A 20,353-nucleotide genomic window follows, 5' to 3' on the forward strand; every position below is an offset into this window, starting at 1 on the left:
TCAGTCTGTCTGCTCTCAGTCTGTGTGCTCTCAGTCTGTGTGCTCTCAGTCTGTCTGCTCTCAGGTGGTGGCGACGCGTACGGAGATGCCGGCGAGCATGGTGCCCATGAAGTAACGCTGCATGCGCAGCCAGCGGGGGCGCCGTTTGAGGAACCCGGCTATGGACCCCGCGGACATCGCGATGAGCCCGTTGACGGTGATCGCGATGGTGATCAGGGTCAGCCCCAGGAGCAGGCTCTGCAGGGCGACGGAACCATGGCCGGGTTCGACGAACTGCGGCAGCACCGAGATGAAGAGAATCGCGATCTTGGGATTGAGGAGGTTGGTGACCAGCCCCATCGTGAAGAGCTTCCGCGGCCTGTCCGGCGGCAGCGGCTGCGGGTCGAACGCCGAGATGCCGCCGGGCTTGAGCGCCTTCCAGGCGAGATAGGCGAGATAGGCGGCACCGGCGAGTTTCACGGTGGTGTAGACGGCGGGCACGAGCGCGAACAGCGTCGCGATCCCGGCGACTGCGGCCAGCAGATAGACGAAGAACCCGACCGCCACCCCGAGCAACGAGACCAGCCCCGCCCGGCGCCCCTGAGTCACCGACCGGGAGACGAGGTACATCATGTTCGGCCCGGGGGTGAGCACCATCCCGAGCTCGACGGCCGCGATGCCGAGAAAAGCGTGAACGCTGACCATGGGACTCCTTTGCTGTGTGCCGTTTGCTTGCGGCTCGCTGTTGTCTGCGGGTTGTCAGTGTCTCGGGTGGGGTGGCCTCAATCGCCGGCCGGGCTGGGTTTGTGGCTGGACCGGGGGTGGGTACGTTCACGGCCGGTGGGTGCGTAGACCCCTTCGGGGCGCGCCTTTCTTTTCGGCCGGTGCGCCGTTCTTTTCTTTTCAGCCCGTTGGGGGCACCTCCCAGCGGTAGCTGGGGGAGTTTGAGGACGCGGCCGCAGGCCGCTCCCGCCGCAGGCGGCAACGGACCCGCGCGTCGGGGTCTGGGGCAGCGCCCCAGTTTCGGGAAGGGGCGGGTAGGGGAAAAAGCCCGCCGCAGGCGCCGACCACCCGCAGCCGGGGGTCCGGGGCACGCGCCCCAGTTCGGGGAGGGGCGGGGCTGGGGAACAAGCCCGCCGCAGGCGCCAACCGACCCGCAGGCAAGGGGCCCGAGCAGGCTTGGCGAAACCCGGGGCGAAGCCCGACACAAAGAGAGGTTCAGCATGTGGCACACGATGAGCGCGGACGAGTGCGAACACGATTGGGTTCAGTGGAGCGGCGCCCAGCGCTGCCGTAAGTGCGGCACGACGCAGTGACAACACCCCGCGACCAGAGCAGCGTTCATGCCGAAGGGAGAGCGTATGGTCGAGCGGATCGGGTGGGAGGGACTCCCCGCCGTACTGCGCGACGCAGTGGAGGACCACACAGGGCAGGTGACCGCTTCGGAGATCATCGCCGAAGGCCTCAACTGTTCCGTCGCGCTCGCGCTGACCACTGAGCACGGCCGCTTGTTCCTCAAGGGTGTGCGCGACGCCGACGCGGAAGCGGTGGCGTCGCTCCGCCAAGAGGAGCGCATCAACGAAACGGTCGGGAGCGTCAGTCCAGCTGTCCGTCACCGTGTCCATGGCGGGGGGTGGTCCTGTCTCGCCTTCGCGTACATCGAGGGCAGACACGCCGATTTGAGCCCAGGCACGAAGGATCTGAGAGCCGTGGCAGTCGCCCTGCGGCGTATGCAGGAGTTCGGCGGCCCCTCCGCACCCGTCCCGCGCCTGGCCGACCGATTCACGCCGTACCTGCTACCCGGTGAAGCCGAGCACCTCAGCGGGAACGCCTTGCTCCACACCGACACGAATCCGCACAACATCGTGATCAGCCGCAATGGCGACGCCTACCTCGTGGACTGGGCCAGAGCCGCAACCGGCCCCGCATGGGTGGACCCGGCATGCACGGCCGTGCGGCTGATGGAGAACGGGCAGGAACCCACTGCCGCACGGGCCTGGCTGGCCGGCTTCCGGAGTTGGCGCCACGCGGACCCGGAATCCGTCGACGCATTCGTGAACGTCACGTGCCGGCACTGGACGGCGACCGTGGGCGAGCGGGGGGCGAGGCCGAGCAATGCCAGATTTCGGCATCTGCTCGGCTCCTCCGATGGCTAGCGGGTCCGTTCCCCAGCTCCGCCCTCCCCGAACTGGGGCGCGTGCCCCAGCCCCCCGGCTGCGGGTCGGTGGGCGCCTGCGGCGGGCTTGTTCCCCTACCCCGCCCCTTCCCGAAACTGGGGCGCTGCCCCAGACCCCGAGCTGCGGGTCCGTTGCCGCCTGCGGCGGGAGCGGCCTGCGGCCGCGTCCTCAAACGCCCCCAGCTATCGCTGGGAGGTGCCCCCAACGGGCTGAAAAGAAAAGGACGGCGTGCCCCGCGGGAAAGAAAGGCGCATCCACCGGCCGTGAACGTACCCACCGGCGGAGGGGGCGGGGCCGGAGGGTGAGGTTCTGGAACGCGGTGCGTAGTCACAGCACCCAACACGTAAGACGGCGCCACGCACCGCGTTCCAGGTCCTCAGCCCGGAGGCCACACCCCCGGCCCAACCACAAACCAGCCCGGCCGGCGATTGAGGCCACGCCCGAAGGGCGTCCCGGCAGGCGCAGAACAACTACGCCCGCAACGCGTAAAACGTCAGGTCCCTGACCTCGTTCCACCGCTCCACAATGTCCGCCCTATGCGCAAGCACATCAGAAATGTGCTGCATCCCGAAGAACGCCGACACCAACGCCCGAGCCCCCGCCTCAGGATCGATCCCCGGCCGAAGTTCGCCGCTGTAGCGGGCCGTGACCAGGAGGGACGTCAGGAGCTGGGTCCACTCCAGGTACGGCGTCGGCAATTCGGCGTCGATGTGCGGGCGTTCGAGCTGGAGCCGGGCGCCGGCCTGCATGACGGGGTCGTCGCGGAAGGCGACGGCGGCGCGGTTGAGGATCTCCTCGGCGGTCCGCATGGGGCTCAGGCCCTCCGCCTGGACCTCCTTGACCACCATGGGCCAACGCCCGTAATGCTCCTCGACGATGGCGACCGCGAGGGACTCCTTCGTCGGGAAGTGGAAGTAGACGGCGCCCTTCGTCATGCCGAGCCGCTCGGCGACGTGCTGCATGGAGGTGGCACGGAAGCCCTGTTCGGCGAAGAGCTTGGCGGCCACGTGCAGGGTCTGCGCCCTGGTGCGGATGGCACGGTCCTGCTTGAGGTCGGCAGTGGCACGGACGGGGGTCTTGCGCTGCCTGGTCGTCACAGTTCTTCTCCTGTCGGTGGGAGCGGCGGGAGAGGCGGCCGGGGCACCGGTCGACGACTCCCGAACCTCTCCCTTGCAATATACCTTCCCGCAGGTATATTTTCGGGTTCATCAAGCACTGACTGTCGTACCCGGAGCACACACCGACGAGGCCAGCCCCGCCGGCGCTCCACAGGGGAGGGTTCCAATCGTGCAAGCTGTTCACACCGTTCCCGCTGCCACGCCGCGCCCGGCCACCGCCGCCGTCGACGCGACGGAGATCGTCAACAACGCTCTCGGCAGCACCCGTCGGCTCGGATTCGCTCCCACCGTCGAGCGCCGTCTGGTCCACAAGGCCGCCGACAGCCAGGTTCTGCTCACCGACGCGGAACAGGTGGGCGAGGACCACTTCCTCGTGGCGGCGTCCTGGTCGCCTGACCACCTGCTCTACCGGCCGGGCCCGTCCGGGGCCGGCGATCCGACGCTGCTGGTCGAGTCGATGCGGCAGTCGGCCATCTATCTCTCACACATGTTCTACGGGATCCCGACGGAGGGGCAGCACTTCGTGCTCAGCCACCTCAGCGCGGACATCGTCCCCCGGGGCCTGCCGTTCGACGAGAGCGCCGCCCTGCCCGTGGTCCTCGACGTCACCTGCGTACGGACGTCCACCCGGCCGAACCGCTTCAGCATGCAGCTGTCGGTCTCCCTCTATATACACGGCCGTTGGTACGGCCGCGCCGACTTCCGCTGGGCCGTGCTCCCCCAGGCGGCGTACGACGCGCTGCGCCACCGCAACCGCCCGGTGCTCGACGCGGCTCACGCGACGGACAACCCGGCGGCGGGCACCTTCCTCCTCCGCCCCGGGGCCGTCGGCCGCCGCCTGGAGCGGGACGTACTGCTCGCCCAGGCGCCGGACGCCCCCGAGGGCACCTGGCGGCTGCGCATGGACCGCACCCACCCGGTCCACTTCGACCACGACTCCGACCACGTCCCGGGCATGGTGCTGCTGGAGGCGCTGAACCAGGCGGCCCACGCCTCGTACGTACGCGAGTACGGCGCGGTGTCGCGGCTCGCGCCGTGGGGGGTGTCCTCGCTGGAGGCCCAGTTCAGCTGCTTCGGCGAGCTCGACCACCCGATCGACATCGTCGTCCGCCCCGTGCTGGAGCCGGGCCCCTCGCGCGCCGGGTTCGAGATCAGCGCGGTGCAGGGCGACCGGACGCTGACGAGCGCCCGCTTCATCGGCGCCGCGCCGTCCTGGACGCTCCTCGCGGACTGGGAGGCCGTCACGTGCTGACGCCCACCGCGCCCGCCGGGCTCGCCCCGGCGGCGGTACTGCCGACCGCGAGCGCCGACGCGCAACTCGCCGAGGAGAAACACCACTTGACTTCCGCCACGGCGGACGCCGTGCGCGACGCCGGGTTCGCCCGGCACTTCGTACCGCGCCGCTGGGGCGGCCACGAGGGCACCTTCGGCGAGTTCCTCACGGCGACCGCCTCGGTCGCGGGGGCCTGCGCCTCCGCCGCGTGGTGCGCCGCGCTGTACGCGGGCCACGGCCGCCTCGCCTCCTACCTCCCCGAACAGGGACAGCGGGACGTGTGGGGCGCCGGTCCCGACGTACGGATCGCCGCGTCGGTCGTCCCGCCGCAGGGCGAGGCGGCGCCCGGCCCGGACGGCTGGGCGCTGACCGGGCGCTGGGCCTACGCCAGCGGCGTCGACCACGCGGACTGGGTCCTGCTGGCCAGCTGGACCGAGGGCTCGGCGGGGCGCGAACACCGGATCTTCGCCGTGCCACGAGCCGAGGTGACCGTCCTCGACACCTGGCGGCCGCTCGGGCTGCGCGGCACGGGGAGCAACACGGTCACGGCGGACGGGCTGTCCGTACCGGCCCACCGGACCTTCACCCTGGGCGAGTTGCTGATCCCCTGGCCGGGCGGGGCGCGGTGCCACACCGTGCCGTTCCCGATGGTGGCGGCGCTCCAGTTCGCCGCGCCGCTGCTGGGCACGGCGGAGTCCGTCCACAGCCTGTGGACCGCCGCGACGGCGGGCCGCAAGCGGGCCGACGGGCGGGCGGCGGCCCTCACCCCGGCGGCCCGGCACCTCGTCGCCGAGTCCTCGGCGAAGCTCAAGGCGGCCCGGCTGCTCCTGACCGACGTGGCCCACCGCGCGGACGGCGCGGTGGTGACGCCCGAGGTGGTCGCCGAGTGCAGGCGCGACGCGGCCATGGCCGCCACCCTGTGCTCGGAGACGGTGGACCGCCTCTTCCACGCCGCAGGCGCGGGAGCGCTCGCCGACGGCAACCCCCTGCAACAGAAGTGGCGCGACGCGACCGCCGCGGCCGCGCACGCGACGCTGGACTTCGACACGGCCGCCGCGGCCTACGCCGACGCGGCATTCCCCGATTCCGACAAGGAGGCCAGCGGGACATGACCGTACGGCCGGTGGCCTTTTTCGACGTCGACGAGACGCTGCTGAACGGCAAGAGCATGCTGCTCTTCCGCGACTGGTGGGACGCCCTCCACCCGCCGGGGGAGACCTGCGACCTGGAGGCGATGGCGCTCACGGGCAAGGACAGGAGCGAGCTGAACCGCGCCTACTACCGGCGCTTCGCGGGCGTGCCGGCCCACAAACTCCAGACGGCGGGCCGCGAGTGGTACGCCGCCTTCCGCACGGACCCGCACGCCTTCGTCGTCCCCGCCGTCACCGCCCTGCGGCGGCACCGGGCACTCGGCCACATGATCGTGCTGGTCTCCGGCTCCCTCTGGCCCGTCCTGGCCCCGCTCGCCGCGGACCTGGGCGCGGACCGCATCCTGTGCGCGTCGCAGCGCGTCGACGAGTCCGGCGTCCTCACGGGCGAGATCGTCCGCCCGATGATCGGCGAGGCGAAGGGGGAGGCGGCGGCGGTGTTAATGGCAGCGGCCTCCGCTTCACCGGCGGATTGCTTCGCGTACGGAGATCATGTGAGTGACCTGCCTCTGCTTCGTGCCGTGGGCACGGCGGCGATGGTCGGCACGGATCCGCACCTGACGGAACTCGCTGCTCGTGAGGGCTGGTTGCGACTTCCGTCCGAACCGGGCCCGCTGGACTTGCTGACCCCGCTCTGACCCTTTGGGGGCTCCGCCCCAGCCCCTTGCCTGCGGGCCGGTTGACGCCGGCCGACCAGTGGCGCCTACGGGCCGGTTGACGCCTGCGGCGGGACGCCCTTCGGGCGTGGCCTCAATCGCCGGCCGGGCTGGTTTGTGGTGGGTGCCGGGGGTGGGTCCTCCGGGCTGAGGACCTGGAACGCGGTGCATGGCACCGTCAGGCGCATTGAGTACTGTGACGACGCACCGCGTTCCAGAACCTCACCCTCCGGCCCCACCCCCTCCCGCCGGAGAGCAAGTTCAAGGCCGGTGGGTGCGCCATTCACTTCAGCCCGTCCGGCGATTGAGAACGCGTCCGCAGGGCGCCTTCCGCCGCAGGCGACAACGGACCGGTAGCCGGGAGTCCGCAGCACGCGCCTTCCCGGCTGCGCCTGTTGTGCGGCTCTGCCGCGTGGGGGCCCACCCTGCCCCTTCCCGGAACTGGGGCGCCGCCTCAGACCCCGGACCTCAGCTCCGTCGCCTCCCCCAGAACTCCGTCCGGGAGTGCCCCACAGAGGTGCCCCCAACGGGCCGGATTTCGCACACCTGGCGGAAGAGAACGGCGCACCCACCGGCCGTGAACGTACCCACCGGCGGAGGGGGTGGGGCCGGAGGGTGAGGTTCTGGAACGCGGTGCGTAGTCACAGCACCCAATACGTAAGACGGCGCCACGCACCGCGTTCCAGGTCCTCAGCCCGGAGGTCACACCCCCGGCACCCACCACAAACCAGCCCGGCCGGCGATTGAGGCCACGCCCGAAGGGCGAACCACCCCAGCCACCGCAACCACAAACAACATAGACACACAACCCCGAACGGGCTGGACACAGATCCAGCCCGTTCCGCGTTGCGCGGGGATAAAACATTCCTTCCAGGGGGTATCTTTCCCCCAACCACGGGGGCCACGAAGAGAAACGGAGGACCCGGTGATCCAGGAACGCGCCAGGCGGACCAGGGAACATGTACTCAACGCCGCCGCCGAGGAGTTCGCCCTGCGCGGCTACGCCAATACCGCCCTGCAGACGGTCGCCACCCGCATCGGCATGACGAAGGGCGCCCTCTACGCCCACTTCCCGTCCAAGGAGGACCTGGCGCACGCGCTGCTCCAGCACTTCGCGGACGCATGGGACGACATCCGCAGGGCCTGGGGGGACTTGGGCAGGCCGGCCCCGGCGACGCTGCTGGCGGCCGCGTTGGGCCTGGCCAGGAGGCTGGAGTCGGACGTACGGATGCGGGCGGCACTGCGGCTGCTGGCGGACGGCGGGCTCAGCTCGGACCGGGGCGCCAAGACGCTGATGGAGATAAGGGACTGTCTGGCGACGCTTGCGCGCCGCGGCCAGGAGGAGGGGGCGATCCTCGACTCGTACGCCCCGGACCGCATCGTGCGGCTGCTCCTGGCGGTCGCCTGGGGCGCGCCCTACGCACCAGGCGCTCCGGCGCTCGACGAGCGCCTCTCGCCCCTCGAAGAGGACTGGGCGATGCTCCTGGACCTGCTCAGCCCGCACCCCCAACTCGCCCTCGGAACCTGGGGTGAGACGCCGTGAGCAGGCATGACGCCTCCTCAACGCACCCGGAAAATCCAGGGGTTGCACACGAGGCCGCACATGTGTCACGCTTCTTCGCGAGCCACTGTGTCTTCTGGACCCCGACGTTGAACGCGTCCTTCGCTCAATTCCCTTGACCCTCCCCAGCGGATACCCACAAGCTGAAAACATTCCTTCGGGAGGGTATTTAACAGTGGATGAACAGGAGATGGGACTGGTGACCAACCCACAGGCCCCCGTCGCACGGGGATACCGGCCGGCCCAGGTGTCCGCGGACACCACCGCCACCACCACCGCCACCACCACCGCCACCGCCGCCCCCCTGTGCGCATCGCCCCGGTGCCGCCGGGACCACGACGACCCCCGCCCCCGCGCCCGGCGCACCGGCACGGGTTCCCGCCTCTGCGGGCCCTGCCGGGAGCGCCTGGCCGACCAGCTCGCCGAGCTCCCCGGCCTCTACGCCGAGAGCGACGAAGAGCTGGGCGGTCCGGGCAGGGCCTGGATGTCACCGCGCGTCTCCGGAAGCCGCACGCTCCGCCTGCCGATCGACCCGCACACCGCGAGCGTCCGCGACCGCGCCCTGTGCACCCTGGTCTCCTGGGCCGAACTCGTCGTCGACGAGCGGGCCCTGACCGCACCCCTCGCACCCCTCGCACCCCCCGCACGCACCGTCCCGGCGCTGGCCGCGTTCCTGCGCGATCAGCTCGCCTGGCTGGCGGCCCACCCGGCCGCCGGCGAGGCGGCCGACGAGATCATGCTGCTCGTCGGCACCATGCGCCGGGTGATCGACCCCGACCCCGTGGAGCCGGCCCCCGTCGGCGACTGCCCCGAGGCGGGCTGCCACGGCACGGTGTCGATCTCCTCGATCGGCAGCAGCAAGGCGGCACTTCGCGGACTGGTCTGCGACGCCGGCCACACGCTTCCCCCGAGCATGTGGCTCCGGCTGGGCGGCCTCCGCAAGGAGGTGGCGGCGGTATGACCCCCGCGGAGCGCGCCCGCCGCGTACCCACCAATGTCGCAGCCCTGGCCCTCGGGGTCACCGAGGGCACCATCCGCCAGTGGGCCCACCGCGGGCGCATCACCCGCTACGGCACCGCCCGGCGCGCCACGTACGACCTCGACGAACTCGCCGAGCTGGTACGCGGATCGCGCCCCTGACACTCCGGCCGGCCCTCCCCCGCGCCGGCCGGTCCCACCCGGCCCCGGTGCCGCTCCCCCGACGGCACCGGGGCCCTCCCCTCCCCCGCCCCGCACACGTACGCCCCCCACGTACACCCCCCACTCACGTCATCGGCAGACACCCGCCCCGGAGAACAACCTCTCGAACGGAGAAGCACGTTGCTGGAACACCGCAAGCTCGGCAGCCAGGGCCTCGAGGTCGCGCAGATCGGTCTCGGCTGTATGGGCATGAGCCAGTGGTACGGCGCCACCGACGACAAGGAGTCGATCGCCACGGTCCACCGGGCCCTGGAGCTCGGCGTCACCATGCTGGACACCGCCGAGGCGTACGGCCCCTTCGACAACGAGGAGCTGCTCGGCAAGGCCTTGGAGGGCAGGCGCGACCAGGTCGTCATCGCCACCAAGTTCGGCTTCCCGATGAAGATGAAGGACGGCTCCACCGCTCCGGTGAACAGCCGCCCGGAGCACATAGTGGAGGTCGTCGAGGCATCGCTGCGCCGGCTCCGGACGGACCACATCGACGTGCTCTACCAGCACCGCGTCGACCCCGGCGTCCCGATCGAGGACGTCGTCGGCACGATGGCGGAGCTGGTCGCGCAGGGCAAGGTCCGCTATCTGGGCCTGTGCGAGGCCGGTGAGAACACCATCCGCCGTGCCCACGCCGTGCACCCGCTGTCCGTGATCCAGAGCGAGTACTCGGTCTGGGAGCGCAATCTGGAGGACGGCGTGCTGCCGCTGCTCCGCGCCGAGGGCATCGGCCTCGTCGGGTTCTGTCCGCTCGGCCGCGGCTTCCTCACCGGCAGCGTGGACCGCGCCGAGAACTACCCCGAGGACGACTTCCGCAGCCACGACCCGCGGCTCCAGGGCGAGAACTACGACCACAACATGGCGATCGCCGCGAAGATCAAGGATCTGGCCGCCCGCCACGGGCTCACCCCCGCTCAGCTGGCCATCGCGTGGGTGCTGCACCAGGGCGACGACATCGTGCCCATCCCGGGCACCAAGCGCCGCACCTACCTGGAGGAGAACCTCAGCGCGGCCGAGGTCCGGCTCGACGCGGAGCTGCTCCGCGAGATCGCGGACGCCGTCGACTCCGCGCAGGTGGCCGGTCCCCGCTACAACGAGCGGATGATGGCCTTCATCGACCGCTGACCGGCCCGGCGCCCCGACGACGCGGCGCCCGCCCGGCCGTACGCGCACCGCGCGGCCCAGGTTCAGCGATCCACCCCGTACCCCCGAGCACCGGCGGCCCCCCACCGCCGGTGCTCGGCGTTTCCCTGCCCGGCCGCTCGGGCGGCAGGACCCCTGATTCACCCTCCCTCACCCAGTCGAACCCATGCGGAGAGAAGTGGACATGTCCATATCGGATTGGCAGAAACACTGGAAGGCGCGCCGGGGCCGCTTCATCGAGGAGTGCCGGCTGGCCCATGAGCAGTTGCTCGCGGACCTCAAGAACCCCCAAGGGGCGCAGGAGCGCGTGCTCGACGACATCATCGGGGTCAGCGCGGCCTCGCTGCACTGGAAGGAGCGGGGTTACGACGCCCTGGCGAAGGACGCGACGTCCTTCCGCAGGACGGTGCCGATCATGCGCTACGACGACTTCGCCGAGGTCATCGAGCGCGAGACGCGCACCAAGGGCGGCACCCTGACGTGCAGCCCGGTGCTCCGCTGGCTCAAGACCAGTGGCACGACCGGCACTCCGAAGCGCGTCCCGTACACGCTGCACTGGCTGCTGACCTATCGCATCCCGGCGATGAAGGCGATGTGGGGCACCTATCTGGAGCACCACCCCGAGCTGCTTGCGCACCCCTACGCCACGCTCGACACGCAGACGGTCCGCGAGGACGTCAGCGACTTCGTGCACGGCGTGGAACACCAGGCCGTCAGCAACCGGCACCCGCAGATCAACACCCGGGACTGGAACCCGCCGTGGTACGAGGCGCCCTGGTTCGGCCCGGACACGCCGACGACGCACGAGGGCCGGATGTACCACCGCATCCGCCACCTCCTCGGCAAGAACCTGCACTACATCTCGTCGATCAACCCCAGCACCCTGATCTCGCTGCGCGACCTCATCGAGGTGCACGGCAAGAGCCTGGTGCGGGACCTGCGCGAGGGCACGGTGGAGGGCGAGCCGTGGGGCGAGCCCGACGTGGCCGCGGCCGATCACCTCGAAGCGGTGCTGGCGAAGCCGGGTTTCAGCCTCAAGGACGTCTGGCCCTCGCTGTCGCTGTACAGCTGCTGGCTCTCGGCCTCGGCCCGGCTCTACCAGAGCAAGCTCGACGCGGTCTTCCCCGGCGTCGCCAAGCTGCCCTTCATGAGCTGCGGCACCGAGGGCGTCACCACCATCCCGGTGGACGACACCCCGCTCAGCCAGCCGCTCGCGATCAACCAGGCGTTCTACGAGTTCGTGCCGGCGAGCGTGCCGCTCGGTGAGCTGGTGGAGCGCGGCGAGCCCGTCGAGACGCTGCTGTTCGACGAGGTCGAGGCGGGTGAGGACTACCACCTGATCATGTCGCAGGGCAACGGCCTCTACCGGCTGTGGACCGGCGACATCTACCACGTCGACCGGGTCGAGGGCAGTGTGCCGTGGATCCACTTCCTCCGCCGTGACGGCGTCTTCCACTCCTTCACCGGCGAGAAGATCACCGAGGCCCAGGTGACCCAGGCCCTGGAGCAGGGCGTCGCGGGCCTCGGCCTCGACATGGGGCTGTACATGTGCGGCCCCAAGTGGGGCGAGCCGCCGAACTACGTCGCCCTCGTCGAGAGCCACGGCAGCGACAAGGGCGTCGACGCCGCGCTGTCCGAGCGGATCGACCAGGAGCTCAGCACGATCAACATCGAGTACGCGTCCAAGCGCGACAGCGGGCGGCTGCGGCCGATCGAGGTCGTGACGGTGCCGCACGACGCGATCAACGCGTACGTCGAGAGCCGCCGGGCCGCCGGCAACGCGACCCAGTACAAGTACAAGCCGTTTCAGCAGGACATCGACTTCGTGGCCGACATCGTCGGCGACTGACACCGGGACCCCTGAGAAAAGAGAGCACACATGCTGGAGCTGAAGCGCCCTCCGCAGAACAGCCGCAAGGAGATCATCCATGTGCGGCGCGACGGCGCCGACCTCGCGCTGCACTTGTGGCGGCCGAAGAACCTCAAGGGTGCGATCTTCTATTTCCACGGCCTGCAGAGTCATGCGGGCTGGTTGTGGGAGGTGGGCCCGCAGTACGCGAACAACGACATCGCGCTGTTCGTCCTCGACCGCCGCGGCAGCGGCATCAGCGAGGGCGAGCGCAACGACATACCGGACGTCGAGACGGTGCTCGGCGACTACGCCGCGGCCCTCGCCACGGTGCGCTGCATCATCGGTGAGGAGGTGCCCCTCCAGCTGTTCGGGCACTGCCTGGGCGGCTCGTTCCTGGCGGCCCTGATGCACCATCAGGACTCCGGCGTCCGCTACGACTCCGCGGTCTTCTGCTCGACCTGGCTGGGCAAGCTGCACGCCACCCTCTCCGAGGAGGAGCGCGAGGAGCTGGCGCGGGAGACGAGCACGGAGCTGTGGGACGCGGGGCTGAAGTCCTCGGACTTCACCGACAGCGTGAAGTACCAGCACTACATCGACAACGACGACCTCGCCGTCCGGCAGCTCACCAAACGCTCCCGGGCCACGCTCCTCGGCCTGGAGAAGCTCTACATGCGGCCGGGGCGCCCGCTGCCGCCGGTGCCGGTGGGTTACGTCTCCGGGCTGACCGACCCGATCGTCGACCTCGACGACGCCCACAAGACGTTCATCGAGATGACGGAGGGGCGCGGCGGGATCATCAAGTTCCCGACCCACCAGCACTACCTCCACTACACCGAGGCCCGCACCAGCCTCGTGAACTGGTCGTCCACCTTCACCCTGATCCCCGGCCTGGACCACCATGGATGAGGCACGGCTGTACCACGTGGCGCTGCCGATGCGGGTGGGCTTCGACCACCCCGCGGCGCGCCGCCGCCGGTCCGACAGCCTCGTCCTGCGGCTGTCGGCCGGCGGCGTCGAGGGGCTCGGCGAGTGCGCCCCGCGCCCGTACGTCACCGGCGAGACCGTCGAGGGCGTGCGCGCGGAACTCCAGCAGGTGCCCGTGCGGCGCCTGCTGGAGCGGCTGCGGACGGCCGACAGCACCGAACTCCTCGGCCTGCTGCGGCGGGACGGCTTCGCGCGGACCTTCGGGATCTCCGGCGGGAACAACCTGATCTGTCTGCTGGAGACCGCGGTGCTCGATCTCCTGGGCCACCGGCTCGGGCTCGGCGTGGGCGAGATGATCCGCCCCGCCGGGCCCGGCCGGGCCGCCGGGGGCCCGCTGCCCGTGTCCCAGGTGATCGACCTGGGCATCGGGGTGGAGGAGTTCCTGGCGACCCGCGGCCCGTTCCACTTCGTGAAGGTCAAGGCGTCCGACGACATCGAGCGCGACGCCCGGACCGTCACCGCGCTGCGCGAGGCGCTGGGCCCGGACGTCCCCGTCATGGTCGACGCCAATATGAGCTGGTCCTACGACGACGCGCTGCACCACATCAAGCTGCTCGCCGGGTGCGGCGCGAGCATGGTCGAGGAGCCGCTGCGCAAGGGCGCGTGGACCGAGCTGCGCGACCTGCGGCTCGCCACCGGCGTGGAGATCATGCTGGACGAGTCGCTGTGCTCGCTGGAGGACGCCCGCACGGCGGTGCGCACCGGCGCGGCGGACGCGTTCAACATCCGCGTCGCCAAGTGCGGTGGCCTGCTGAACTCGGTGCAGATCATCGACTTCGCGCGGCAGCACGGCATCGCGTTCCAGATCGGGGTGCAGGTCGCCGAGACCGGCCCGCTGATCGCCGCGGGCCGGCAGCTCGCCTTCCGGCACCGGGACGCGATCACCGTGGAGGCGGGCCAGTCGGACCGCTTCTTCGAGCGGATGATCGTCACCCCGCCGCCCGTGGTGGACCGTACGGCCAACACCCTCTCGCCCGTCGAAGGCGCCGGGTTCGGGATGGCTCTCGACGACAGCGCCCACGCGTGGGCAGTGCTCGGCTACGCCGGGGACACCGACCGATGGCGGCCCCTGGCGGCCGCGACGAAGGCCGAGGCATGAGCAAGTACTTCTCCGACGTGATCGTCGAGTTCCTGCGCCAGCAGGACATCGACTACGTGACCTTCAACCCCGGGGCGTCCTTCCGCGGCGTCCACGACTCGCTCGTCCACGAGGACAACGCGGAGATCGCCCCGGAGATCGTCATGGCCTGCCACGAGGAGATCGCGGTCGCGATCGCCCACGGCTACCACAAGGCGAGCAACCGGCACATGGGCGTCCTCGTGCACGCCAACGTCGGTCTGCTGCACGCCTCGATGGCCATCTTCAACGCCTGGTGCGACCGGGTGCCGCTGTTCGTCCTCGGCGGCAACGGCCCGCTGGACGCGGGCAAGCGGCGGCCGTGGATCGACTGGATCCACACCTCGCAGAACATCGAGTCCGTGGTCAAGGACTATGTGAAGTGGTGCGACCAGCCGGCCGGCCAGCGCGCCACGGTCGAGTCGCTCTACCGCGGCTTCAAGCTGATGAACACGCCGATGCGGGCCCCGGTCTTCGTGGCGCTGGACTTCGACATCCAGGAGCAGCCGCTCCAGGACGACGTGCGGCTGCTGCCGAAGGCGGCCGCGGCGGCGACGGAGCTGCCGCCGCTGGACGCGCTGTCCGCCGACGGCCTCGCCGCGCGGCTGCGGGACGCCGAACTGCCCGTGCTGATCACGGACTTCTCCGGTCAGGACCCGCGCACGGTCGCCCCGCTGACCGCGCTCGCCGAGTCGCTCGGCCTGGCCGTGGTCGACCGGGGCAACCGGCTGAACTTCCCCAGCACCCATGAGCTGAACCTCTCCGGGGCGGACGCCGGCTTCCTCGGGGACGCGGATCTGGTGCTCGCCCTGGAGGTGCAGGACCTCGCGGGCGCGCTCGGCTCGTTCCTGGAGCTCGACGGCCACGGGAAGCCGGCGAACGGCGCCCACGTCGTCACCATCGGCGCCAACGACCTGCTGACCAGCAAATGGGCGGCCGACTACCAGCAGTTCGTCCCGGTCGACCAGGCCGTGGCCGCCGACGCGTTCGGCAGCGTCACCGCCCTGCGCGAGCGCGTCGAGGACGCCTCCTTCGCCACCCCGGCCTTCGTCGCCCGGCGGGAGGAGCGCGTCAAGCGGATCTCCGCGGCCCATGTGCGGGCCCGCACCGAGTGGGCCGCCCAGGCCGAGGAGGCCAAGGGCAACGACGTCATCAACGTGGCGGCCGCCGTGGACGAGATCCACCGCGCGGTCCGCGACGAGACCTGGGTGCTGGCCAACACCGGCAGCCTCACCATCGACGGCTGGGTCAAGAAGCTGTGGCCCCTGGAGCGCCCGCAGAGCTACCTCGGTCTCAACGGCGGCGGCGGCCTCGGCTACGGTCTCGGCGCGTCGGTCGGCGCCGCCCTCGCCCACAAGGACGACGGGCAGATCGTCATCGACCTCCAGTCCGACGGCGACTTCCTCTACACCCCCAGCGCCCTGTGGACGCTGTCGGCGTACGAGGTCCCGCTGCTGACGATCGTGATGAACAACCGCCTGTACCTGAACTCGACGCAGCACGCGCAGCGGATCGCGGGCAACCGCGACCGCGACATCGACCGCGCGCACATCGCGACGAGCTTCTACGACAACCCGGTGGACTTCGTGACGCTGGCGCAGTCGTACAACATCCACGCGCTGCCGCGGGTCGAGGTGATCGCGGATGTCGCGCCGGCCGTCCGTGAGGCCGTCGAGTTCATCAAGGCCAACGGCAGGCCGGCGCTCGTGGAGATCCTCATGGAGTGAGCGGCGGCACGACCGCCGGGTGGTGGCCTCCCCCCACCATCCGGCTCCCCTTTCCCTCCCCCTAACCCACCAGCTCCCGACGGGAGTTCACCGACGTCCTTGGAGGGCGTTCCGCCGTGACACAGTTCTTCGCATGCACGTACCAGGGCGAGCGGCTCATCGGCTTCGACGAGCCCGCCGACGGAGCACCGCTGCACCTCTACCGGACGGCGGGTGACGACCTCGGCGCGCAGCTGGCGGCCGCCGGTTACAACCCGGAGGCGTTCGCCACCGCCGTCACCGCCGGCGGGCCGGCCGTCACCGTGCCGGCCGACCGCCGCCACGAGGTCCGCCACCTGCCGCCGCTGCTGCCCACGGAGCTGGGGAACGCGCTGGTCAGCGGCTTTATGCAGACCCACAACGTCAAGGTGACCGACGAGGCGGGCGAGGACGGGGAGCGCCCCCAGCCCAACTGGTTCTTCAAGGGCCTCGGCACCTCCCTCAAGGTCTCCGGTGACCCGCTGACCGTGCCCGCCGCGGCCGTCGCCGTGTGCGAGGAGGCCGAAGTGGTCCTCCTCTACGTCGACGACGAGGACTGCGTCCCCCGCTACGTCGGCTACACCTTCGGCAACGACCTCACGGACATCGGGCGGTTCAAGCGCAACAACGGCCACCTCTCGTACGCCAAGCTGTGCGACGCGGCCGTCTCCCCCTGGTTCTTCTCCGGTGAGCCGCCGCGCTCGGTCACCGGCAAGGTGTCCGTCGAGCGGGACGGCGTGACGGCGTGGGAGGGCGGCTTCACCACCGGCACCGACGCCCTCGCCTACCGCCTCGACGGCATGATGCGGCACCTCTTCTCCTACCCCCCGCTGCACCACCCGGGCCGCGTCCACTACGTCTTCGTCGGCGCGGACCGCAGCAGCTTCCACGCCGGCTTCCGCATCGGGGACGGCGACCGGCTGACCATCGACGTGGCGAGCCACGGCGTGACCCTGACCAACGTGATCACCTGGGACGGTGCGGAAAGGCCGGTGGAGTGACCGTGGAGCTCATCCGCAAGCTCAGCGACGTCGAGGCGGCCTTCGCCTGCACCCATGGCCTGCTCAAGGGAAACACGCAGGTCACCACCTGGCTCAGCGTCGACGCCCTGTTCGGTGCCGCGGAGCTGGGCGCGGCCGTCCACCGCTGGGCGGGGCGGCTGCCGCTGCTGCGGGCGCGCATCGAGGAGCGGGACGGCTCGCTGTGGTTCCGGGAGGGCCCGGGGCCGGAGCCGGAGCAGCTGCGGCTCGGCCCGCTGCCCGCCGGGGCCTCGCCCGAGGACCTCCAGGGCGAGGAGCTGAACGACGTCCTGCCGACGGGCGGCGCGCTGTGGCGGCTGCGCGCGGCCGCCGACCGCCGGGCGGGGGTGACCCACCTGTACTTCACCCGCAACCACGCCATATCCGACGGCCACTCCACCGGTGGCACGCTGCGGGTGCTGCTGGAGGAGCTCTTCGGCGCCCCGGAGGACGCCGGCCCGGAGCCGTTCTCCCGCAACGGCGACGAGCTGACGTACGTCACGCCCGCCACGGACACCCCGGAGGCGGCCGCCGTACCGGAGGCGCCCACGGACCCGATCCCCTTCGCGGTCCGCGCGCCGTGGCCGGAGAGAGGCGCCGCGTTCGTGCCCGTCGACCTGTCGCCGGTGGAGTCCGAGGCCGTCAAACTGTACTGTCGGCGCCGAGGATTGACGGTCAATCAGTTCTTCGCCACGGCGCTCGCGGAGTCCTTCGCGCTCACCACCGGCCGCGACGAGGTCGACTTCTTCACGGCCGTCTCGCTGCGCCGCCGCTACGCCGAGACGGCACACCTGACCGACCTGGGCTGCTACATCAGCGTCGTACGGGCGCCGCTGCGGCTCGACGGCGGCAGCTTCAAGGACCACGCCCAGGCGTACCGTGACGGCTTCCGGGCGGCCGACGCCGCCTGGCGGCCGGTGGTCCGCGGCCACCGGGAGATCCGCGCGGCGGTCGAGGCCACGGCGGCGGCCGGCAGCTCCCCGGGCATCTGCATCACGAACGTGGGCCCGGTCGACGCCTCGCTGGGCACGCACGCGGAACGCGTGACCGGATTCCGTACAGTGGTCAACCGCACGGGCGCCAACTACGGTCTGGTGCTGCACCTTTCGACGTTCCGGGGCGCCTTCGGCCTGGCGCTGTCGTACGGCACGCCGAGCGTCGACCGCGCCGTCGTGGACGGCACGGCGAAGCTGCTGCGCGAACGCGTCGCCCCGGCGGCCGGCGCGGCGCCCGGGGAGGACCCGCGGCCGCGCCCGCCGTACGGCAGTGCCGCTACGCCGGCTGCCCCGGTCGCACGGCAGCGTCCCGCAGGACGAGGTCGAGCAGCCCGGGGAAGCACTCCTCGAACTCGGCCTTACGCAGCCGGTTGATCCGCTTCGCGCCCGCGTCGCGCTGCTCGATCAGCCCGGCCGAGCGCAGCACCGCGAAGTGATGGCTCAGCGCGGCCTTGCGGACGGGCACGTCGAAGCTGCCGCAGGTGCGTTCCCAGTCCTCACTTCCGGCCAACTCCCGTACGAGCGTGAGCCGTACGGGGTCGGAGAGCGCGGCAAGCGCGGTCTCCAAGGCCACGTCCCGGGGATGGACGTGCTCAGGTGGAGTGCGATGCGGCGCGGTTGCCGCTGCGTTTTCCCTGGTCATGACGGCCTTCCTGACGAACGATTGCAAAGTGTTCGATGTTCTGCGTACAGTTTACTTGTTCGCCTCACGTCGAACAGTCTATTCGAGTCGTGCGTCCCCGGCTCCCGCCGACCCCGGGGCGGGTACTCCCCCGGCCCGCCCCGGTCCCGACTTCCTCTCCCCCCTTCCGACCGACCTTAGGAATAGGCATGTCCCAGAGTGAACCCAGTACTGCGAAAAGGAAGCTGTCGCTGCTCGCGGCCTGCCTCGGGTTCGTCGTCGTCATCCTCGATGTCAGCGTGGTCAACGTCGCGACCGACGCGCTGAGCAAGGACTTCGGCGGCAGCCTCTCCGGGCTGGAGTGGGTGATCAACGGCTACACCCTCACCTTCGCCGCGTTCCTGCTGTCCACCGGTTCGCTGGGAGACCGCTTCGACCCGAAGCGGATCTACCAGGTGGGCTTCGCGCTCTTCGCCGTCGCGTCCTTCGCCTGCGGCGCCTCCACCACGCTGGTCGCGCTGATCGTCTCCCGGGTGATCCAGGGCCTCGGTGCCGCGATGATCGTCCCGTCCTCGCTGTCGATCGTGAACAAGTCCTTCCCGGACGCCACCGAGCGCGCCAAGGCCGTGAGCCTGTGGGCCGCCGCCGGCGGTCTCGCGCTCGCCCTCGGCCCGGTGGTCGGCGGTGTGCTCATCGACCAGCTCGGCTGGCGCTCGATCTTCTTCGTGAACGTCCCGATCGCGATCGCCGGCATCTGGCTGACCCAGGTCAACGCCCCCGGCACCGTCCGGGACAAGAACGCCCCGCGCCGCTCCTTCGACCTGCTCGGCCAGGTGCTGGCCGTCATCGCGCTGGGCACCTTCACCGCGGCCATCATCGAGGCCAACGGCCAGGGCTGGGGCTCCACCTTCGTCATCACCTCCCTGGTGGTCTTCGTCGTCGCGACCATCGCCTTCATCGCCGCCGAGAAGCGCAGCAGCGACCCGATGCTGCCGCTGCACCTCTTCAGCCGTAAGGCGTTCACCTCCACCTCGCTGATCGGCGTCCTGGTCAACTTCGCCTTCTACGGCCTGATCTTCGTCTTCAGCCTCTTCTTCCAGACGGCCTGGAGCTACTCCCCGATCGTCGCCGGCCTCGCGTTCCTCCCGATGACCGCCACGATCATGATCGCCAACCTGGCCTGCGGCCCGCTGGCCAGGCGCTACGGCGCCCGCACGGTCCTGATGACCGGCAGCACCCTGGCCGCGGTCGGCTACCTCGCGACCCTCCCGGCCGTGCACGCCGGCTCCTACCTCGCGATCGTCATCCAGTTCCTGGTGGCGGGCTTCGGCATCGGCCTGGTCGTCCCGGCCATGACCAACGCCATGCTCTCCGCGGTCGACAGCGGCAACATCGGCATCGCCTCCGGCGTCCTGAACGCCTCCCGCCAGCTCGGCGGCCTGATCGGTGTGGCCGTCATGGGCCTGATCGTCGGCCACGCCGACTCCGACACGTTCACCTCGGGCCTCCAGTCGGCGCTCGGCTGGGCGGTGGCGGCGCTGATCGCGTGCATCCTGCTCAGTGCTTTCGGTATCCACCGCGTGGTGAAGGCGAAGGCGGCTGCGACTCCGGCCGCGGCGCCGACGAAGGAAGCGGTGGCGGCCAAGTAACTCCCCGCGGGACCGGCTCCTTTCTCCCCGGTCCCGCCCCTTCCCGAAACCGGGGAGACCCCGGACCCCAGCGCCCTGCGGGCGCGTCCTCAAACTCCCCCAGCGGTAGCTGGGGGAGTTTGAGGAC

18 protein-coding genes are annotated in these 20,353 nt (G+C 70.8%); 15 read left to right on the forward strand and 3 right to left on the reverse strand.

The genetic code is table 11. The features are described from left to right. Window positions 1–60 precede the first annotated feature (60 nt). Window positions 61–684 carry a LysE family translocator gene (locus tag AB0435_RS27090; RefSeq protein ID WP_366006948.1) on the reverse strand — a complete coding sequence of 208 codons (624 nt, stop codon included), beginning with the start codon at window positions 682–684 and terminating at the stop codon, window positions 61–63. 656 nt (window positions 685–1,340) lie between these two features. Between AB0435_RS27090 and AB0435_RS27095 the strand changes: the two genes are divergently transcribed. After that, window positions 1,341–2,135: a phosphotransferase gene (locus tag AB0435_RS27095; RefSeq protein ID WP_366428153.1), complete on the forward strand. Its 795-nt coding sequence runs from the start codon at window positions 1,341–1,343 to the stop codon at window positions 2,133–2,135. A gap of 491 nt (window positions 2,136–2,626) precedes the next feature. Here the strand turns inward: AB0435_RS27095 and AB0435_RS27100 are convergent, their stop codons facing one another. Next, window positions 2,627–3,253 carry a ScbR family autoregulator-binding transcription factor gene (locus AB0435_RS27100; RefSeq protein WP_366428154.1) on the reverse strand — a complete coding sequence of 209 codons (627 nt, stop codon included), beginning with the start codon at window positions 3,251–3,253 and terminating at the stop codon, window positions 2,627–2,629. 190 nt (window positions 3,254–3,443) lie between these two features. Between AB0435_RS27100 and AB0435_RS27105 the strand changes: the two genes are divergently transcribed. From AB0435_RS27105 to AB0435_RS27165, 13 genes are all read left to right on the forward strand, one after another. Further along, window positions 3,444–4,526 (forward strand): ScbA/BarX family gamma-butyrolactone biosynthesis protein, encoded by a 1,083-nt coding sequence (locus AB0435_RS27105; protein WP_366428155.1) that lies wholly within the window; start codon window positions 3,444–3,446, stop codon window positions 4,524–4,526. Then, the gene (locus AB0435_RS27110; protein WP_366428156.1) at window positions 4,520–5,659 is read left to right on the forward strand and encodes an acyl-CoA dehydrogenase family protein; all 1,140 of its coding nucleotides are present in this window, start codon (window positions 4,520–4,522) and stop codon (window positions 5,657–5,659) included. The genes AB0435_RS27105 and AB0435_RS27110 overlap by 7 nt, the downstream gene beginning before the upstream one ends. Further along, a complete protein-coding gene (locus AB0435_RS27115; protein ID WP_366007941.1) occupies window positions 5,656–6,333 on the forward strand; it encodes an HAD-IB family hydrolase in 678 nt (225 codons plus the stop codon). Before AB0435_RS27110 ends, AB0435_RS27115 begins: the two co-directional genes overlap by 4 nt. A gap of 943 nt (window positions 6,334–7,276) precedes the next feature. Beyond that, a complete protein-coding gene (locus AB0435_RS27120; protein WP_366007940.1) occupies window positions 7,277–7,894 on the forward strand; it encodes a helix-turn-helix domain-containing protein in 618 nt (205 codons plus the stop codon). Window positions 7,895–8,111: 217 nt separating this feature from the next. Next, window positions 8,112–8,873, forward strand: coding sequence for an OvmZ protein (locus AB0435_RS27125; protein ID WP_366428157.1), 762 nt, complete (start codon window positions 8,112–8,114; stop codon window positions 8,871–8,873). Continuing rightward, window positions 8,870–9,052: a hypothetical protein gene (locus AB0435_RS27130; RefSeq protein ID WP_116212992.1), complete on the forward strand. Its 183-nt coding sequence runs from the start codon at window positions 8,870–8,872 to the stop codon at window positions 9,050–9,052. The genes AB0435_RS27125 and AB0435_RS27130 overlap by 4 nt, the downstream gene beginning before the upstream one ends. A gap of 183 nt (window positions 9,053–9,235) precedes the next feature. Then, entirely contained in the window at window positions 9,236–10,225 is a 990-nt protein-coding gene (locus AB0435_RS27135; RefSeq protein WP_366428161.1) for an aldo/keto reductase, read from the forward strand. Window positions 10,226–10,427: 202 nt separating this feature from the next. Next, window positions 10,428–12,092, forward strand: a complete 1,665-nt coding sequence (locus tag AB0435_RS27140) for a GH3 auxin-responsive promoter family protein (RefSeq protein ID WP_366007937.1) — start codon at window positions 10,428–10,430, stop codon at window positions 12,090–12,092. A 30-nt stretch (window positions 12,093–12,122) separates the two neighbouring features. After that, window positions 12,123–13,001 (forward strand): alpha/beta fold hydrolase, encoded by an 879-nt coding sequence (locus tag AB0435_RS27145; protein WP_366428158.1) that lies wholly within the window; start codon window positions 12,123–12,125, stop codon window positions 12,999–13,001. Further along, window positions 12,994–14,178, forward strand: coding sequence for an enolase C-terminal domain-like protein (locus AB0435_RS27150; protein ID WP_366007935.1), 1,185 nt, complete (start codon window positions 12,994–12,996; stop codon window positions 14,176–14,178). Before AB0435_RS27145 ends, AB0435_RS27150 begins: the two co-directional genes overlap by 8 nt. Next, entirely contained in the window at window positions 14,175–15,923 is a 1,749-nt protein-coding gene (locus AB0435_RS27155) for a thiamine pyrophosphate-dependent enzyme (RefSeq protein WP_366007933.1), read from the forward strand. Before AB0435_RS27150 ends, AB0435_RS27155 begins: the two co-directional genes overlap by 4 nt. A gap of 116 nt (window positions 15,924–16,039) precedes the next feature. Next, entirely contained in the window at window positions 16,040–16,942 is a 903-nt protein-coding gene (locus AB0435_RS27160) for an FAH family protein (protein WP_366007932.1), read from the forward strand. Window positions 16,943–16,944: 2 nt separating this feature from the next. Continuing rightward, the gene (locus AB0435_RS27165; protein WP_366428159.1) at window positions 16,945–18,330 is read left to right on the forward strand and encodes a hypothetical protein; all 1,386 of its coding nucleotides are present in this window, start codon (window positions 16,945–16,947) and stop codon (window positions 18,328–18,330) included. Here the strand turns inward: AB0435_RS27165 and AB0435_RS27170 are convergent. Continuing rightward, window positions 18,233–18,598: a helix-turn-helix domain-containing protein gene (locus AB0435_RS27170; RefSeq protein WP_366007930.1), complete on the reverse strand. Its 366-nt coding sequence runs from the start codon at window positions 18,596–18,598 to the stop codon at window positions 18,233–18,235. The genes AB0435_RS27165 and AB0435_RS27170 overlap by 98 nt on opposite strands. A gap of 188 nt (window positions 18,599–18,786) precedes the next feature. Here AB0435_RS27170 and AB0435_RS27175 point away from each other — a divergent pair, with 188 nt between their 5' ends. Continuing rightward, complete coding sequence (locus tag AB0435_RS27175; protein ID WP_366428160.1) at window positions 18,787–20,226, forward strand: MFS transporter; 1,440 nt, start codon at window positions 18,787–18,789, stop codon at window positions 20,224–20,226. The last annotated feature ends 127 nt before the right edge of the window (window positions 20,227–20,353 follow it).

Source organism: Streptomyces sp. NPDC051173 (genome assembly GCF_040689515.1).
Classification (GTDB): Bacteria; Actinomycetota; Actinomycetes; order Streptomycetales; family Streptomycetaceae; genus Streptomyces.

Coding starts and splice junctions, on each gene's coding strand:
- AB0435_RS27175 (WP_366428160.1), top strand. CDS start 18,787: ATGTCCCAGAGTGAACCCAGTACTGCGAAAAGGAAGCTGTCGCTGCTC.
- AB0435_RS27130 (WP_116212992.1), top strand. CDS start 8,870: ATGACCCCCGCGGAGCGCGCCCGCCGCGTACCCACCAATGTCGCAGCC.
- AB0435_RS27145 (WP_366428158.1), top strand. CDS start 12,123: ATGCTGGAGCTGAAGCGCCCTCCGCAGAACAGCCGCAAGGAGATCATC.
- AB0435_RS27090 (WP_366006948.1), bottom strand. CDS start 684: ATGGTCAGCGTTCACGCTTTTCTCGGCATCGCGGCCGTCGAGCTCGGG.
- AB0435_RS27155 (WP_366007933.1), top strand. CDS start 14,175: ATGAGCAAGTACTTCTCCGACGTGATCGTCGAGTTCCTGCGCCAGCAG.
- AB0435_RS27170 (WP_366007930.1), bottom strand. CDS start 18,598: ATGACCAGGGAAAACGCAGCGGCAACCGCGCCGCATCGCACTCCACCT.
- AB0435_RS27095 (WP_366428153.1), top strand. CDS start 1,341: ATGGTCGAGCGGATCGGGTGGGAGGGACTCCCCGCCGTACTGCGCGAC.
- AB0435_RS27140 (WP_366007937.1), top strand. CDS start 10,428: ATGTCCATATCGGATTGGCAGAAACACTGGAAGGCGCGCCGGGGCCGC.
- AB0435_RS27150 (WP_366007935.1), top strand. CDS start 12,994: ATGGATGAGGCACGGCTGTACCACGTGGCGCTGCCGATGCGGGTGGGC.
- AB0435_RS27115 (WP_366007941.1), top strand. CDS start 5,656: ATGACCGTACGGCCGGTGGCCTTTTTCGACGTCGACGAGACGCTGCTG.